At 55.3% G+C, this 16,567-nt stretch carries 16 protein-coding genes; 1 reads left to right on the forward strand and 15 read right to left on the reverse strand.

What is annotated here, in order from left to right; genetic code table 11:
* Positions 1-20 precede the first annotated feature (20 nt).
* The 8 genes from ccmB to TW80_RS06080 form a co-directional block, all read right to left on the reverse strand.
* Positions 21-677 carry a heme exporter protein CcmB gene (gene ccmB, locus TW80_RS06045; RefSeq protein WP_045996381.1) on the reverse strand — a complete coding sequence of 219 codons (657 nt, stop codon included), beginning with the start codon at positions 675-677 and terminating at the stop codon, positions 21-23.
* Complete coding sequence (gene ccmA / locus TW80_RS06050; RefSeq protein WP_045996382.1) at positions 674-1,288, reverse strand: heme ABC exporter ATP-binding protein CcmA; 615 nt, start codon at positions 1,286-1,288, stop codon at positions 674-676. The genes ccmB and ccmA overlap by 4 nt, the downstream gene beginning before the upstream one ends.
* Positions 1,288-1,641 (reverse strand): Mth938-like domain-containing protein, encoded by a 354-nt coding sequence (locus TW80_RS06055; protein WP_045996383.1) that lies wholly within the window; start codon positions 1,639-1,641, stop codon positions 1,288-1,290. The genes ccmA and TW80_RS06055 overlap by 1 nt, the downstream gene beginning before the upstream one ends.
* A gap of 9 nt (positions 1,642-1,650) precedes the next feature.
* Positions 1,651-2,619: a protein translocase subunit SecF gene (gene secF, locus TW80_RS06060; protein ID WP_045996384.1), complete on the reverse strand. Its 969-nt coding sequence runs from the start codon at positions 2,617-2,619 to the stop codon at positions 1,651-1,653.
* Position 2,620: 1 nt separating this feature from the next.
* Positions 2,621-4,282, reverse strand: a complete 1,662-nt coding sequence (gene secD, locus TW80_RS06065) for a protein translocase subunit SecD (RefSeq protein WP_045996385.1) — start codon at positions 4,280-4,282, stop codon at positions 2,621-2,623.
* Between the two features lie 18 nt (positions 4,283-4,300).
* Positions 4,301-4,579: a preprotein translocase subunit YajC gene (gene yajC, locus TW80_RS06070; protein ID WP_045996386.1), complete on the reverse strand. Its 279-nt coding sequence runs from the start codon at positions 4,577-4,579 to the stop codon at positions 4,301-4,303.
* A 127-nt stretch (positions 4,580-4,706) separates the two neighbouring features.
* On the reverse strand, positions 4,707-5,462 hold the full coding sequence (locus TW80_RS06075; protein ID WP_052700898.1) for a Hint domain-containing protein: 756 nt from the start codon (positions 5,460-5,462) through the stop codon (positions 4,707-4,709).
* A 10-nt stretch (positions 5,463-5,472) separates the two neighbouring features.
* Positions 5,473-5,811 (reverse strand): hypothetical protein, encoded by a 339-nt coding sequence (locus TW80_RS06080; RefSeq protein WP_045996387.1) that lies wholly within the window; start codon positions 5,809-5,811, stop codon positions 5,473-5,475.
* 210 nt (positions 5,812-6,021) lie between these two features.
* Here TW80_RS06080 and serS point away from each other — a divergent pair, with 210 nt between their 5' ends.
* Positions 6,022-7,314: a serine--tRNA ligase gene (serS, locus tag TW80_RS06085; RefSeq protein ID WP_045996388.1), complete on the forward strand. Its 1,293-nt coding sequence runs from the start codon at positions 6,022-6,024 to the stop codon at positions 7,312-7,314.
* On the opposite strand, the gene TW80_RS06090 is transcribed toward serS, so the two are convergent.
* From TW80_RS06090 to TW80_RS06120, 7 genes are all read right to left on the reverse strand, one after another.
* Positions 7,311-8,507, reverse strand: coding sequence for a DUF2235 domain-containing protein (locus TW80_RS06090; RefSeq protein WP_052700899.1), 1,197 nt, complete (start codon positions 8,505-8,507; stop codon positions 7,311-7,313). The two genes, serS and TW80_RS06090, sit on opposite strands and share 4 nt — an antisense overlap.
* 80 nt (positions 8,508-8,587) lie before the next feature.
* Positions 8,588-10,045, reverse strand: a complete 1,458-nt coding sequence (gene der / locus TW80_RS06095) for a ribosome biogenesis GTPase Der (RefSeq protein ID WP_045996389.1) — start codon at positions 10,043-10,045, stop codon at positions 8,588-8,590.
* Between the two features lie 50 nt (positions 10,046-10,095).
* On the reverse strand, positions 10,096-11,391 hold the full coding sequence (locus TW80_RS06100; protein WP_045997052.1) for a PQQ-like beta-propeller repeat protein: 1,296 nt from the start codon (positions 11,389-11,391) through the stop codon (positions 10,096-10,098).
* 20 nt (positions 11,392-11,411) lie between these two features.
* Complete coding sequence (locus TW80_RS06105; protein WP_045996390.1) at positions 11,412-12,068, reverse strand: tetratricopeptide repeat protein; 657 nt, start codon at positions 12,066-12,068, stop codon at positions 11,412-11,414.
* A gap of 123 nt (positions 12,069-12,191) precedes the next feature.
* Complete coding sequence (locus TW80_RS06110; protein ID WP_045996391.1) at positions 12,192-13,391, reverse strand: multidrug effflux MFS transporter; 1,200 nt, start codon at positions 13,389-13,391, stop codon at positions 12,192-12,194.
* Between the two features lie 121 nt (positions 13,392-13,512).
* Entirely contained in the window at positions 13,513-15,339 is a 1,827-nt protein-coding gene (locus TW80_RS06115) for an ABCB family ABC transporter ATP-binding protein/permease (RefSeq protein ID WP_045996392.1), read from the reverse strand.
* Between the two features lie 65 nt (positions 15,340-15,404).
* On the reverse strand, positions 15,405-16,565 hold the full coding sequence (locus TW80_RS06120) for a LysM peptidoglycan-binding domain-containing protein (protein WP_045996393.1): 1,161 nt from the start codon (positions 16,563-16,565) through the stop codon (positions 15,405-15,407).
* Positions 16,566-16,567 lie beyond the last annotated feature (2 nt).

The following is a 16,567-nucleotide window of genomic DNA, read 5'->3' on the forward strand; positions in this document are numbered from 1 at the left end:
ATCGTTCCGCTGACGCCCGTTCAACGCAGATTGATGCGTAAAGTAGCCGCAGTTGCAAAGGGTAGCACTGCAAAACACCCGGCTGTGATCACTCCTAGCAAAATCAGTGCCCCGCTCGCGTCCAATCCTTGAGCGCCTCTGCGCACTGCCTCTGCCCCGTAGATGAGTGTCGGCACATAAAGTGGCAGTACAAGCAAAGACAAAAGCAACCCTCCGCGTCTGAGGCCGACCGTCAATGCCGCGCCAAACGTCCCGATCATCGACAGCGCGGGTGTTCCCAGCAACAGCGACATAAGTAGGTATTTATAAGCCTCTGGCGCCAAGGCCAGCAGAAACCCAAGCGCAGGTGCAACAATCGTCAGTGGCAATCCAGTTGTGATCCAATGTGCAATGGCTTTGGCCAATGCGGCACCCTCAAGCGGCAGTGGAGAAGTCGCAAGCAATGCAAGCGACCCATCATCGAAATCCAATGCAAAGATGCGATCAAGTGAAAGAAGGGCTGCGAGTAGCGAGGCAATCCAGAATATGCCCGGTGCGATCCGCGATAACAGCTCAGTTTGAGGGCCGACCCCCAGCGGCACCAGCACGACAACAATCAAAAAGAACGCAAGGCCGAGTCCAAATCCGCCACCTGCCCGCATGGCTAAGCGCAGGTCGCGCCACAGCAAAGCGATCACAAGAAGGCCTCATCAGCGGCACCATCTTTGTCAGACGCTACACGAAACGGCGTAAGTTCCAGTTCAGGCGCATCAATCCCTAAATCAATGTGCGTCGCGATCACAGCGACACCACCAGCGGCAAGATGCGTATTCTGCAACCAATCGGCAAATAGCCTTACCGAAAACCCATCGAGCGAAACCGTTGGCTCATCAAGGAAAAGCACTTTGCGTCCAACAACGCCCAAACGCGCGAGCCCCAACCGACGCTTTTGTCCGGCAGAAAGCGTTCCAGCGATACGGTGTTGGAGGTCCGCAAGATCAAACGCCTGCCAAATGCTTTCAGGAATTGGGTTACCGTATACTTCGGCCCAGAACTTGAGGTTCTCTTCGACCGTCAGCGCAGTTTTGATACCATCCGCATGGCTGGCGTAGGCTGCTTCATCCTCTGGATGCGTAATCTTGCCCGCCAACGCAGGCTGAAGCCCAGCCAAGGTGCGCAATAGGGTTGTTTTGCCAATACCGTTGGGCCCACGCAGGATCAGCGCCTGCACCGCAGCCACTTCGAAATTGATACCACTGAGAACCGGTATTCCCCCGCGTGCACAGGTTACGTCCTGAACTGTCAGCATCAGACCGGGATCAGCGCAATCGCGACGCGGCGCCCTTCGGAAAGAAGAATATTATAAGTCCGACAGGCAGCCGGTGATGCCATCGCCTCGACACCGATCCCGGCGTCCTCAAGCGTGGTGCGAAAATCGGCAGGCAGATGCGTGATTTCAGCGCCCGTACCGACAAACAAGACATCCAGCGTTTCAGCCTGTTCCAGCAGCGTCGCGGTATCGTCATATCCGCCCCAAGTCACAACGCCTGTCGCAAAAGCTGCAACGGGCCCTTGGTATTTCTGGCCACCAATACGAAAGAAACCAGCGCCATAGCCGTCGACGGGTGTCGCATCGTTATAGCTGATCTCGTTCAGTCGCATCAGGTCCTCTTAGTTGTCGATATGCGCGTAGCGCGTGCCAGCGGCGGGGTCCTTTTTGGACCAATCGCGCTTTACACCCAAAACCAATAGGATCGCGGACGCAACAAAGATAGACGAATATGTCCCGATCACGACACCCCAGATCATGGCAAATACAAAACCCCGGATCACATCACCACCCAGCACAAACAGAGAGATCAGCGCGATGAGCGTGGTCAACGAGGTCATCAACGTCCGGCTAAGCGTTTCATTGATGGACAAGTTCAAGACCTCTTTCAGGTCCTTCTTTTTGTACTTGCGCAGGTTCTCGCGAACGCGGTCAAAGACAATCACGGTATCGTTGATGGAATAGCCGACAATCGTCAAAAGCGCCGCAATGATTGCCAAATCGAATTTGATTTGCAGCTCCGAAAAGATACCGATGGTCAACAGCACGTCGTGGACCAATGCCAAGACAGCCCCAACAGCGAACTGCCATTCAAACCGCATCCAGATATAGAGCAAAATCGCAGCCACCGCCAAAGTAACCGCAAGGATCGCAGTGTTGATCAGTTCGCCAGATACTTTCGGACCAACCGATTCAATTTGTTGGAAAGTGATTGTCGGATCAACATCGACAAGCGCAGCTTGGATCGCTTCGATCGTATCCGAGGCAATCCGCTCATCCCCCTCTTGGGCTTGGATGCGGATCATTGCGACATGCTGATTTTCGGCAAAGCTTGGGTCGTTTACCTCAGTGATGGACACGTCACCCAGTTCCAGCGGCACCAGCGCGTTGCGATATTCACCGATATCAAGCGCGGTTTCAGATTGGGTCCGAATGCTCGTCCCACCTTGGAAGTCGATGCCAAATGCCAACCCTTGGATCAGGAACGACCCCAGTGCGACAACCATCATCACCAACGAAATACCCAGCCAGATCCGTGCCTTACTGAAGAAATCAACCGAAGTGTTTTCACGTACTAGTTTTAAACGCATGTTACACCTCAATAGTCTTAGGACGCGCACGAGAGAACCAGATCACAATGAGCGAACGGGTTACGAATATGGCCGTAAAGACCGATGTGATGATCCCAAAGCCCAGTGTCACAGCGAAGCCGCTGACAGGACCAGAGCCAAAGACAAACAAGATCACCGCTGTAATGAAGGTGGTGATATTGGCGTCCACGATTGAAGACAGCGCTTTTTCGTAGCCAAGTTCAATGGCTCGCGCAGCCCCCTTTGCGGTCTTCAACTCTTCGCGGATGCGTTCAAAGATGATGACATTTGCATCGACGGCCATACCAATCGTCAACACGATCCCCGCGATACCGGGCAACGTGAGCGTGGCCCCAATCATCGACAGCAAACCAAAGATCAGTCCGACGTTGATGATCAACGCGATATTCGCAAAGATACCAAACAGACCGTAGCTCAGCACCATAAACACAAGGATCGCGATCCCTGCGACTATGCAAGCGACCTTACCGGCATCAATGCTATCTTGACCAAGTTCAGGACCAACAGTGCGTTCTTCGAGAACGGTGAGTTCAGCGGGCAAGGCACCAGCACGCAGTAGGATTGCAAGATTGGTTGCTTCTTCGACGGTAAAGTTACCAGTGATGATACCTGAACCGCCCGGAATGTGGCTTTGGATGCGTGGCGCAGAGATCACTTCATCATCCAGAACAATCGCAAAAGGTGAACCGATGTTTTCCAGCGTGTAATCACCAAATTTACGAGCCGCCGAAGTATTGAAGCGGAAGGCAACCGCAGGTGATCCATTCTGGTCGAAATCAAGCTGCGCGTTTTCCAGATCTTCGCCGGTTACGACTGCGTTCTTTTCAAGGATGTAATAGAGACCCTCATTTTCGGCATCAGGAGCAAGGATATTTCCTGTACCCGGCGACTGGGATGGATCGCTCGTTGTTCCCAAAACAGGGTTAAAGTTTAGCTGAGCCGTTGCGCCAATCAAATCAATGACTTCTTGCGCGGAGCCCAAGCCGGGCACTTGGATCAATACGCGGTCATTGCCTTGGCGCTGAATTGTGGGCTCACGTGTCCCCGCCTCGTCAATACGTCGGCGTACAATCTCGAGCGTTTGTGCCATCGTGCGGTTGTCCATCGCAACCTGCTCCGCTTCGCTCAGCTTTACCGTCAATACAGGACCGTTAATCGATACATCCAGCGTGCTGCCCGAGGCGCCAGTCAGGGAGGTCACCGGACGGCCAAGACCGCGCACCAATTCCAATGCCCGCGCCGCACCATCGACTTGAGAGATGCGAACACGGAGTTCATCTGCGGGACCATCATCGCGGGTGACAAACCCAACGGTGTCACGCTCTGCCGCCAGCGTGTCGCGGACCTCGGGCCAGAGCCCTTCGAGGAATGATGCATGTACCTCTGACAGCTCAACCTCGACCAACAAATGCGCGCCACCGCGCAAATCAAGCCCCAGATTAACCAATCCAGAGGGCAATGCGCCTGGCCATAGCGCTGCGTCAGCCTCAAGCGTGGCATCAGTTTGCCCGCTTTCGATGACAGCGACCGCGTCACTATGTGTTTCAACCCGCGTGTAGAACGCATTGGGCATTGCAAACAAAAGGCCAAGAACAACAGTCCCCCAAATCAGGATCTGCTTTGGCATCGAGATATTCAGCATGACGCGGCCCTTCGGCGGTTAGGATTTCGCCGGTTCGGTTTTGTTCAGAACGGTCGCGATGGTCGATTTCACAACACGCACGTTAACGCCTGCGGCAATTTCGACTTCAACTTCGTTGTCGTCTTTTACCTTCACAACTTTGCCCTTCACGCCACCTTGGGTCACAATCTGGTCGCCACGGCGTAGCGCCTCAAGCATCGCCTGATGCTCTTTCAGCTTTTTTTGCTGTGGACGAATAAGCAAAAAATACATGATCCCGAAGATCAGTAGAAGCATCATCAGGTCAGCAGGTCTCATATCGCAATCCTCTAAGTCCGTAGGAGGCCAAACGCCCCCAAAGTCGCGGCAAGTTACTGGCGAGATAAGCAATTGGCAACCAGATGCAAGGCTTTAAGCCAGCTTAGACGGACGAATATCGCGGTGACTATGACCTGAGGGCAGTGAACATGCCAGATTGATGACAGTTCGCCTGCCCCGCCACGGTTTGCGAGGCAAGTATTCCAGCAGTCAACGTCTTTGCCTGCCCCACCGTCAAAAGAGGCATTGCGGGTGCACCGTAAGCGTCAACACCGTCCTGCTCTAGGTTAGGAATGAGCGTAAAAAGTTCGCGGCACAATTGCGGGCCCAATGCCTTCAAAGCTTCGCCGCCGGGATAAAGGCTCTCTACAGGTGTCCCTTCTGCAAACATAATCGCGTGTTTCTCTAGCAATATAGAGACATAAGTGATGCGGCGCTTACCATTCATCCAGCGTACACCCGGTAGACCCAGCATCCCCTTGACTGGTGCCAGAACGCGGGGCGCTGAAAACACTTCTTCGACAACAGGCCCGTCAAAACACAAACGATGCTGCGGTGACAGCACGAGGTCATGTTCTGGTAGACATAACCCCAAGCTCCCCTTGCGACATAGCACCGGACGGTTAGCTGCATCGCCATCTTGCAACTCCAACTCGCGTCGCCCAACCCATAGCACAGGCAACGACGCGCCACCCGCGATCGTGACCGACATCCCGGGTTCGAGGTCTTCGACTTTAACCAAGCCGGTCGGGGTCATGATTTTCGTGCCCGGGCCGAAACAGGGAAATGAATTGAAATCAAGCTGACCATCGTTGTCACCGGACGCGAGGTCAGCATTTTCGTCAATTTCCTCATAGCGCACATCCGCCGGACCGACGGGCACGCCACCTAAATCAATGAGAAAATTCGATTAAATCAATGAGAAAATTCGATTGGATGATAATTAGATGTTCATCGCCTGCGGCTTTGCCTTGTTCCGCGTCGGGATTAATGCTCGTGCGCGGCATCACAATATTGCCGTTACTGTCGAGAATTGTGACAAACTGCCCGTTTTGAAACTCTGTTACGCCAGCGTTTACCTGTTCCACGACAACAGTATAGACGTCACTACTGGTCCCCACAGCCTGCACATCTGAGAGATCGACCTTGCGACCGGTATTGTTCCCGATACCGCGCAGACTGGAATACGTCCCAATTTGATCACCGCGTAGCGAAAGTGTGACCGTCGGCATACCGCAACTGCCCTGTTTCTAACTAAAAGCACATATACTCAACCGCTCAAGAGCTTAACTCAAAAGCGGATCAAATCAAGGGGAACACAACCCAAAGATAATCCTTCTTAAGCGCCGATACCCAGAACACCGATCCAGAAGATTTTGGTTCACTTGCCGCAAGGGATAGGGCATATCACCGCCACTGACATATTCATAAGGACCGATGCTATGCACGATATTCGCGCCATCCGTGACAACCCAGCCGCTTTTGACGCGGCGCTGTCTCGTCGTGGGATCTCGCCGGTATCGTCCGAGATCCTCGCACTAGACGAGGCGCGCCGGGCTAAGATCCTTGCTGCCGAAACGGCGCAAGCCGATGCGAACAAAGCCGCCAAAGAAGTGGGTGCAGCCAAAGGCCGCGGCGATGAAGCCGAATTTGAACGCCTGCGCGCGCTGGTTGCCGAAAAGAAATCGCAAATCGCTGCGCTCAATGACGAGGCCAAAGCCCAAGACGCTGCTTTGACGACAATGTTGATGGGGATTCCGAACCTGCCAGATGAAGCAATTCCAGATGGCGAAGACGAAGACGACAACGTTGAAATCAACCGTGCGGGTGCGCCGCGCAACTTCAGCTTTACACCAGTTGAGCACTACGACATCCCCGGCATTCGTCCCGGAATGGACTTTGAAACCGCCGCTAAACTATCTGGAAGCCGCTTTGTGCTGTTGTCCGGCGCTGTGGCGCGGCTGCACCGCGCGCTGGCCCAGTTTATGCTGGATACACATGTCGATGAACATGGTTTGACCGAAACCATCACCCCTGTGCTTGTTCGCGAAGAAATGATGTACGGGACGGGTCAGTTGCCCAAGTTTGGCGATGACAGCTACCAAACGACGAATGGTTGGTGGCTGATCCCAACGGCTGAGGTCACGCTGACCAACATCGTTAACAACGTCACAATCGAAGAAAGCTACCTGCCCCGCCGCTATGTTGCGCATACGCAGTGCTTTAGGTCCGAGGCAGGGTCTGCGGGTCGCGATACCTCTGGCATGTTGCGTCAGCACCAATTCGAAAAAGTCGAAATGGTCAGCGTCACAAAGCCAGAAGATAGTGCAGCCGAACACCTTGCGATGACGAAGCGCGCGGAAACCATTCTTGATAAGCTTGGCCTTCCTTACCGCACCGTTGTTCTTTGCACAGGTGATCTGGGTGCAGGCATGCGCAAAACCCACGATATCGAAGTCTGGCTGCCCGGTCAGAACACCTATCGCGAAATCGCCTCGATCTCGGTTGCGGGCGACTATCAGGCGCGCCGTATGAACGCGCGTTACAAACCAGCCGAAGGCGGCAAGCCAGAATATGTGCATACGCTCAACGGCTCTGGCTTGGCTGTGGGACGGACACTGATTGCCGTGGTCGAGAATGGCCAGCAAGAAGACGGCTCCGTGCAATTGCCTGAAGTCCTGCACCCCTATCTGGGCGGCAAAACCCAGATTACAGCTGACGGCCAGCTCGCTTAATCCGGCGGGAGCAGATCATCTTTGGTGATCTGCTCTTCTATTTTTGACATTACATGCGCCAGCGACGCGGGCGCATACGCCTTGTCACAGGCGATGCGATCTTGGGTGACTTGGCTCACGTCTTGGACGCGCGTTGGCCCGGCACGATCACGCGCCCCAAGCATCATTGCCTTTTTCATGAGTGACTGTTCAGAATGATTGGTCAGTGCCTCGCGAATGTTCTTGCGTTCACGAATGCTGCTCAGGACCCGTTCATCCATCTCAAGGCCAACCCGCTGCGCGCCCTGTGCAATCCAATCACAGGCGTAGGACGACAGCCCATGCCGATCACCACCCCCACCAACAGAGCCGTGATCGCCGGGGAACCATTCCTGCCGATAGGCCCAATTATCGCGACTCTTGGGGTCAAGCGTCACATCAGGCTGCAACCCCAATGCTGTGCGATTCATGGCGTCTAACTTGTCCGACCACATCGCAGGTGCAAAAGTTCGGCGGCGTTCATCCAACGCGACAGCGTGCCGCGCAGATTTAACCATACTGCTCAGGTGCGCATCGTGGAACTGGTGCTTGCGGTTGAACAGCGACGCTGTCGCCCAATGGGCAGGCACCCCAAGTGCGCCAACTGTATCCCAAACGCCAAGATAATTGATCGCAAGGTGCACACACATTCCGGGCCGTTCTCTTAGACGCCAATCCCATTCTTTTTGGCTCGTTGCGGTAAACGGCGCAAAATCGGACCGAAAGGCAAAGCTTTGATCGTCATCCGGGTGCGTATCTTGGCTGCGCGAACGATAGCGCTCCATCGCCTCGCCCAAACGGTGGACATGTTCACGCGGGGGAATACCGCAGGACCGGATCAGCCCTGCCAGTGAGCGCGCGGTATATGCACCACGCGAAAATCCAAATATGTAGATCTCGTCGCCCGGTTCATAGGCAAACACAAGGTTGCGGTAGGCGTCGTTGATATTCTCGACCAACCCCATACCAATGGCGCCACCTAAGGTGCGATCCAACCAGCGCGCGGCCTTATTGGAGCCACGCCCCGTTCCAACGCCTAGGACATAAAAGACCTCTTGTTTACGCCCGTCAGTCGCTGTGTGTTTCACCGCTTGGGCGAGACGCACCACATTGGTTGGGTGCGCCACATCATGTCGGTTCCAAGTGCCGTCACAAAAAATAGCAATACGTTTCATATCAATCCTCAATCTAAATGAGGATATCTTCGGCATCGCCCGTCATTGTGACAAGTCGGAGTTTCCCGACCCTAACAAGATCAGCGGTCGGTTGGGTTCTTTTTCAGGTGCTTAGACAGACGTGATGGTTGCGACGATTTCTTGTCTTTGTAGGGGTTCTTGTCGCCTTGATCGCGCAGATACAACCGAATTGGCGTACCCGGCATATCAAAATCAAGCCGCAACCCATTGATAAGATAACGCTTATAGCTTTCTGGCATCATGTCAGGGTGCGATGTCATCACAACAAACGCAGGTGGACGTGTTTTGACCTGCGTCATGTAACGCATCTTGATGCGGCGCCCACCCGGTGCGGGTGGCGGGTGTTGTTCCAGCATGCCAACCAGCCAACGGTTCAGGTTTGAGGTCGTAATACGACGGTTCCAAACATCATGCGCGCGCATAATGGCCTGTTGCAAACGATCGAGCCCCTTGCCCGTCTTGGCAGACACCGTGACTAATGGAGCCCCGCGCAACTGCGGTAACAAACGTTCAAAGCTTTCGCGCAAATCCTTCAGCTTTGCCTGCTTGTCGTCTTCGACATCCCATTTATTGACGGCAACGACAACGGCACGACCTTCACGTTCAGCCAAATCGGCAATCCGCAAGTCTTGTTGCTCAAATGGAATTTCAACATCCAATAGAACAACAACAACTTCGGCGAATTTAACCGCGCGCAATCCGTCCGAAACAGAAAGCTTTTCGATCTTTTCTTGGACCTTTGCTTTTTTGCGCATCCCAGCAGTATCAAAGATCCGCATGGGCACCCCGCCCCAGTCCTTTTGCACGGAAATCGCATCGCGTGTGATGCCCGCCTCTGGTCCCGTCAAAAGCCGCTCTTCGCCGATGATTTTGTTGATCAGCGTAGATTTACCCGCGTTCGGGCGGCCAACGACCGCAATTTGCAGCGGCTTTGCCTGGGTTGGGATACGTGGCGCATCTTCGTCGCTATCGTCAACATCGACATCAACCTCAGGTGCCATCGCTGCGGCACGCTCTGCGTGGCTATCATGGATCGGGCGCAGCATGTCCAACAGCTCGCCCATGCCCTCGCCGTGTTCGGCAGACATGCGGATCGGCTCACCAAGTCCGAGCGAATACGCCTCGAGGATTGTCGCGTCAGCCGCTTTGCCTTCGCCCTTGTTCGCGGCAAGGATCACATTGGCGTTTTTCTTGCGCAGGATTTCGGCAAAAACCATATCAGCAGGCAAAACACCGGCGCGCGCGTCGATCATAAACAGACAGACATCCGCCATTTCCACGGCGCGTTCCGTCAGACGGCGCATACGGCCCTGAAGGCTTTCGTCGGTGGCTTCTTCGAGGCCGGCGCTATCAATCACTGTAAAGCGAAGATCGGCAATGCGGCCTTCGCCTTCGCGCAGGTCACGCGTTACCCCTGGCTGGTCGTCGACCAAAGCCAGCTTTTTGCCAACCAGACGGTTGAACAGCGTAGACTTGCCCACATTCGGGCGGCCCACGATAGCAAGGGTAAAACTCATTTTTTCGGCTCCTGACGGATGTTGAGGCCCGCCGATACACCAATCAGCGCTTAACGGAAAGCATGCAATTTGCCATCTTTGCTGACAACATACAGAGTTTGCCCAGCAACAACAGGCGCGGACGCTGCCCCGCCGGGCAATTCGACGCTAGCGATCAGTGCACCAGAAGTCGGATCGAACTGGCGAATCTGCCCATCAGAAGACGTCACAATCAGGCGACCGCCCGCCAATACAGGGCCATAATGCGCATAGACCCGACGCTGGCGCGACGTTTTACCATCAGTAAAGTTCGGCAAATCGACGCGCCAAACCGGATCACCTGTTTCCGCGTTCAAACGGACCAATTCGTTTACATCATTGATCACAAAGACCGCATCGCCAACCGGCCAGACCGGACTGATCGCGCCTTCGGAGGCTATCCAAATGCGGCTGCCGTCCTTGATATCAAGCGCAACGATTCGCCCGCCAAAGTTACCAACATAGACGCGGCCATTCGCGATCACCGGATCGCCAGCGATATCACTCACAAGTGAGGCCGCGCGCCCCAAACGGTCGCCAGAAACCACTGTTGACCACCGGCGGATACCGCCTTCGGGATAGGTTGCGATGATCTCGCCTGACGGGAAAGGCAGAATGACGGTGTCACCAGACACCGCGGGCGACGCCCCGCTGTCAAAGTTCGCAACCGATGGAGTGCCCGCCTGCTGCCAACGGATTCGACCATTTTCAACATCAAGCGCCCAAGCCGTGCTGTCGCGCCCAACAACATACACCAGACCGCCCAGCAATGTCGCAGAGGCATTCACAGGCGCATCCAAATCCTGCACCCACAGTGTGTGCCCTGTCGCCGCGTCAAGCGCGCTAATCTCACCAAAGCCGGTGGTCACATAGACGCGACCGCCCCCCACCATCACCGCACCACCAGAGGCATCAGACCAAAGATCACGCCCCGGTGTCAGGTTCCGTGTCCACAGGTTAGTGCCATTCACCGTGGTCGCCGTGACCGTTGCACGCGCGTCGATGGTGTAAATCACGCCACCTGCAACGACAGGCTCTGCCGTGATCCGTGCGCGACGGCTGTCACCTTCGCCAATGGAAACCGCAAAAACAGGGGCCAAGGATGCGCCCAACGCGGGATGGGTAATCTGATGCGACGGTCCACCGTTACGGTCTGTCCAGTCAGCGTTTGCACGGGCCGCTGGCAGGCTGATGGGCTGCACCGAATTTTCAAATACAGGCGCATCGCGCAGCGCAAAACGCTCGCCTGGTAGGATCACATCCTCTTCGCCACATGCCGCCACAAGCGCAAGCGCGAGCCCCGCACCAAGAATTGTTTTTGCCGTCACCGTGCGTTCCAATCCGGAGTTTACTGAGTCACTGGCTCTGGCAGTGGTTCTCCCAGAGCGATCAACAGGTTCTGTACGCGTTCACGTAGCCCGCGCGAGCTTGCCGCATCTTCTTCGATTTGGCGCAAAACTGTCAACGCTGTGTCGGTTTCACCCAAGGCAAGACGCGCATATGCGATTTGTTCCATCGCAAGCAGGTAATAGGGTTGACCGGGCGCCGCCAATGGTTCGAGCGCGGCAATCTGCGCTGCCGGATCGTCCTCGATCAACATTGCAGCCTTAAACTCTGCAAGATCACGGTACATCGCAGGGCGCTCTGCGTCATTGGCCAAGGCGGATAGTATGTTTTGGGCGGCCGCGTTATTGCCTGCCTCTACTTGGGTCGCAGCCGACATAAGTGCGGCAATTGCGCTTGCGTCACCTTCGAGCTGCATTTCGGCAAAGGCCTGCGCCCGCGCGTCCGGTTCAGTTTGCGCAAGCGCATCGTAGATCGCATCACCTGCGGCCTCGGCTGTGGCGCGATCTTGGGCGGAACGATATTCATTCCATGCGGCCCCACCGACCAGTGCCAGCACAAGTGCCACGGCAATTGGCCCATATTTGCGCATTTGCGCAAAGAGCTTGTCGCGTTTCACCTCTTCGGTGACTTCCTCGATAAAACTGTCAGAGTTGCTCACTCTTGCCCCCAATTCACGCGTTTTGCGAAACCTTGTTTGGGTGTTCATATCGTGAAGCTGACCGGATGGACAAGTCAGAAGGCGCCCCAAGGGGAGGCTAATACTGCGGACACAAAGATTTTATCAGCCCGCGGCGGCTGTTGCGGCCTCTTCTCGGGACATGATCCCAAAGGTGCGCAGCGCCAAAATCAGCGCCAAAACAGCACAAAGTGCAATCGCACCGATCATCGGAACCGCTGTCCCATCAAAGAACAGCCCAGTGACCACAACCATCACGCCGCCCGTCACCATTTGCAGGGTCCCACCTAGGCTAGAGGCAAGACCGGCAATTTCCCCGTGCGGATCAAGCGCGACAACCATGGTCGTTGGCAAAATGAGCCCCAGACAAGCATTCGCCAGAAACAATCCCGCGATGATGACATAGAGGCTCGCAAGCCCCATGAACCCGATCATCAACAATGCAACGGTAAATCCGGCGAACCCAATGATTGCCCAGCGCATGACCGGCAAAATGCCGTATTTCTCGCCCATTGGACCGGCGAGCTGCGAAGCGCCGAAAAATCCCAATGCGTTGATCGCAAAAGCGACACTAAACCCGGTTGGACTAAGGCCGAATTCCTCGGTGTAGACAAATGCGGCACTGGCGATGAACACCATAAAGCTTGAAAATCCAAAGCCGCCAATCAGCGTTAGCCCCATAAACACCGGATCGCGGACCAAATGTTTTGTGCCCGCCCAAAGGTTCGCAAAATTTACCTTCACCCGATGCTCAACCGCGAGCGTTTCTGGCAGGACCGACCCAACCAGACCGAGGCTAAGCAAAGCAACAAAAGCCAGCACCCAGAACACGATGTGCCAATCGCCCAAGGCAATCAGGCCGCTTCCTGCAAGAGGTGCAAGCATAGGCGACACAGATATCACAAGCATGATCATTGCCATCAGTTTGGTCGCCTGCGTTCCCGTATGCATATCACGCACAATCGCACGAGGCACGACCATCAACACAGCGCCACCGAGGCCCTGAACCGCCCGTGCACCAATCAGCCAGCCAATCGTCGGCGCAACCGCACAACCAATGGTGCCAATCACAAATATGCCCATACCAAAGTAGAGCGGTTTCTTACGCCCCACCTGATCGGCCCAAGGACCGTAGAAAAGCTGCGCCAAACCAAAGGCGACAAAATAGGAGGTAAGCGTCAATTGCACCGAGGCAACATCGGCATTGAGCGACTCCGCAATTGCGGGCATCGCCGGAAGATACATGTCGATGGCAAATGGACCAACGGCAGAAAGAAGCCCTAGAATAAGGGCTGCGCGAAACATGGACATAAGTGGACCTGATATTTTAGTCAATCAGTGTCACGCTATCCGTCTTATGCCGGTCTGACAATCGAACCGATTGCGCAGAGCTTTGTGCAAAAACGAACCGTCCCCCATCCGCGGGCTATACGCCTTCTTGCGCTTCTTCGGATTGGCGATTCCACAAGTTCGCGTAACGGCCACCACGTGCAAGCAGAACCTGATGCGTGCCCTGCTCGGTAATTTGGCCGTCTTCCAGCACAACAATGACATCGGCATCGGCGATGGTGGACAAGCGGTGGGCAATTGTCACAACCGTGCGTCCCTGCCCCATCGCCTTTAGCTCGGCCTGAATTTCCATCTCGGTCTGGGTATCAAGCGCCGAAGTCGCCTCATCAAGCAGCAGGATCGGAGGGTTCTTAAGCAATGTACGCGCGATACCCACGCGCTGTTTTTCACCGCCAGAGAGCTTTAGCCCACGTTCGCCCACCGCAGTCTGATAACCGTCAGGCAGGCTTGTGATGAAATCGTGAATTTTCGCGGCTTTGGCGGCTGCAATGATCTCTTGTTCGCTGGCGTCGGGCCGACCATAGGCGATGTTGTAGTGAATGGTATCGTTGAATAGCACCGTGTCTTGAGGAACGACACCGATCTGCGCGTGCAGGCTGTCTTGGGTCACATCCCGGACGTCTTGGCCATCAATACATAACGCGCCATCGTTCACGTCATAGAACCGAAACAGCAAGCGACCAATCGTGGATTTGCCCGATCCTGACGGGCCGACAATAGCCACCGTTTGTCCGGGCTGGACATCTAGGCTTACACCTTTGAGAATGGGGCGCTCTGCGTCATAGCCAAAGCTAATATTGTCCATTTTGATCGCACCGCCTGCGATGATCAGCTCTGGCGCATTTGGCTTGTCTTGTACCTCGGCTGGCTGTTCAAGCAGATCGAACATATCGCCCATATCGATCAGTGCCTGCCGAATTTCGCGATAGACAGTACCAAGAAAGTTCAATGGCATCGTGATCTGGATCATATAGGCGTTTACCATCACAAAATCGCCAACTGTCAGATCACCACGCTCAACACCCATCACGGCCATGACCATGACCGCCACCAAACCGCTGGTAATCAATAGTGACTGACCAAAGTTCAGAAACGCGAGCGAATAGTTTGTCCGAATAGCTGCCTTTTGGTATTGCGCCATCGCCCGGTCGTATCGCGCAGCCTCCCAGGCCTCGGCGCCAAAATACTTGACCGTCTCAAAATTCAGCAGACTATCAATCGCCTTTTGATTGGCGTCAGTGTCCTGTTCGTTCATCACCCGTCGGATCTTGACCCGCCATTCGGTGACCTTGAACGTAAAGGTGATATAAAGCGCGATCGTTACAAAAACGGCCGCAAGATACCAGACATCGAACAGAAAGAACAAAACAGCCGCAATCATCAGCAGCTCAAGCACAAGCGGGCCGATGCTGAATAACAAAAAGCGAAGCAGGAATTCGACGCCCTTTACCCCACGCTCGATAATGCGACTCAGCCCGCCGGTTTTGCGCATGATGTGATAGCGCATGGACAGACGGTGAATATGCGTGAATGTCTCAAGCGCGAGCTGCCGCAATGCCCGCTGCCCCACCGGGGTAAAAACCACATCACGCAATTGCTGAAACCCGACGTTCATCAGCCGAGCAACACCATAGGCCAAGGTCAACCCGACAGCGCCCATGCCGAGGAACGCCGCAGCACTTGCCCCGTCCGGGGCGAGCGCATCCACCGCTTGTTTGTAAAAGAGCGGCGTGAGCACAGCGATCATCTTTGCAGAAAACAGCACAGCTAGCGCAAGAACGACGCGACGCTTCACCCATGCCTGCCCGTCGGGCCACAGATATGGTACAACGCGGCGAATGACATCCCAACCGCGCACTTCGATGTTATCAAGATTGGCAGCGGTTTTTGATAGGCGTCGCATTCTTGGCTCTCCGGCTAGCAGCCCCCTTAGTTAGGGTGCCGCGTTCAGGAATGCCAGCCCCTTGGCTATTGGTTCATTTCAGGAATACGGAAAATTTGCCCCGGATAGATCAAGTCGGGATCACGAATAAGGTCGCTGTTGGCCTCGTATACCTGCACATAAAAGATACCGTTCCCGAGGTTTTCCTCGGCAATTGCCCATAGCGTCGATCCCGGCTGAACGGTGCGCACGGCGATATCAAACCCGTCCTCTGATGTTTCCGCGGCCAGAACCGCAGCGACATCTGCCGCTTCTTCACGTTTGAAAGGGGTCTCAAGACGCGAGACCACGGCGCCTGCGGTATCGACCTCATCTACACGCAATGTGTAGACCCCAGTTTCGACTTCGGGCAGATCAACGCGCCAATCCCCCCCTTCGGTCACAGGGGCGTTGGTGACAGGTTCGTTATCAAGATAGATTTGCACCGATCCATCGCCTGTCGCACGGCCGGAAATCTGCACCTCGCCCTGCGGGTCATAGGTGATCGCGTCCAATCCCACGTTCGCAGCGTCGCGGTTTGGGGTCGATTGCACAACACGCACGCCCTCTGCATCCGCCTGCAAAATAGTCGGAGACTGCGGTTGCGTTGCGACTTCATCAATTGCGGGTGCAACAGGGGCGACTGGTGCCGTTGGCGCAACGTCCGGCGTTGCAATGACAGCCTGCGCCGTTTCTTCCACCTCTGGCTGCGCCTCGGTCGCTGGCGGCTCCACCTGCGCAATCACCGGAGGCGGCGCAGCAATCGGTGCAACAATATAGCTGGTTTCGGATCTCACAGCTTTTGCATCGGGGTCAGCAAGCAAATACAAACTACGCGGATCAGGCGAAGCATCCGCCATCGGCAGTACCACGAAATTCCCAGAGGCATCCGCGGTCGTCCGCACCAACTCTGCGCCGGCAAGCATAATCGCAACGACCTGCCCCGGCTCTGCACGGCCTGCAATGACCATACTGCCGTCTGCCTCAACACGGAAAGTATCAAAGCGCGGCGCAACCGGACCTTTGGGAACAACGGGGGACTCGACGACAGGCTCTGCCACAGCCACCGCTTGGGGTGTGACGGGCGCCTGCGCGACGATTGCCGTTTCAGGCTGCGGGGCAAACATCACAATGACAACACCGATTGCCAAAGCGACAACTGCACCCAATGCGAGTCGTCCAGCGTTTGATTTCGTTTCCTCGGTCACGT

The organism is Loktanella sp. S4079 (genome assembly GCF_000967725.1).
GTDB lineage: Bacteria > Pseudomonadota > Alphaproteobacteria > Rhodobacterales > Rhodobacteraceae > Yoonia.

Bases quoted from the DNA above. Each gene is read 5' to 3' on its own strand.
- der (WP_045996389.1), bottom strand. From the start codon at position 10,045: ATGAGTTTTACCCTTGCTATCGTGGGCCGCCCGAATGTGGGCAAGTCT.
- ccmA (WP_045996382.1), bottom strand. From the start codon at position 1,288: ATGCTGACAGTTCAGGACGTAACCTGTGCACGCGGGGGAATACCGGTT.
- secF (WP_045996384.1), bottom strand. From the start codon at position 2,619: ATGCGTTTAAAACTAGTACGTGAAAACACTTCGGTTGATTTCTTCAGT.
- yajC (WP_045996386.1), bottom strand. From the start codon at position 4,579: ATGAGACCTGCTGACCTGATGATGCTTCTACTGATCTTCGGGATCATG.
- TW80_RS06090 (WP_052700899.1), bottom strand. From the start codon at position 8,507: ATGAAACGTATTGCTATTTTTTGTGACGGCACTTGGAACCGACATGAT.
- TW80_RS06115 (WP_045996392.1), bottom strand. From the start codon at position 15,339: ATGCGACGCCTATCAAAAACCGCTGCCAATCTTGATAACATCGAAGTG.
- serS (WP_045996388.1), top strand. From the start codon at position 6,022: ATGCACGATATTCGCGCCATCCGTGACAACCCAGCCGCTTTTGACGCG.
- TW80_RS06110 (WP_045996391.1), bottom strand. From the start codon at position 13,391: ATGTTTCGCGCAGCCCTTATTCTAGGGCTTCTTTCTGCCGTTGGTCCA.
- TW80_RS06080 (WP_045996387.1), bottom strand. From the start codon at position 5,811: ATGCCGACGGTCACACTTTCGCTACGCGGTGATCAAATTGGGACGTAT.
- secD (WP_045996385.1), bottom strand. From the start codon at position 4,282: ATGCTGAATATCTCGATGCCAAAGCAGATCCTGATTTGGGGGACTGTT.
- TW80_RS06055 (WP_045996383.1), bottom strand. From the start codon at position 1,641: ATGCGACTGAACGAGATCAGCTATAACGATGCGACACCCGTCGACGGC.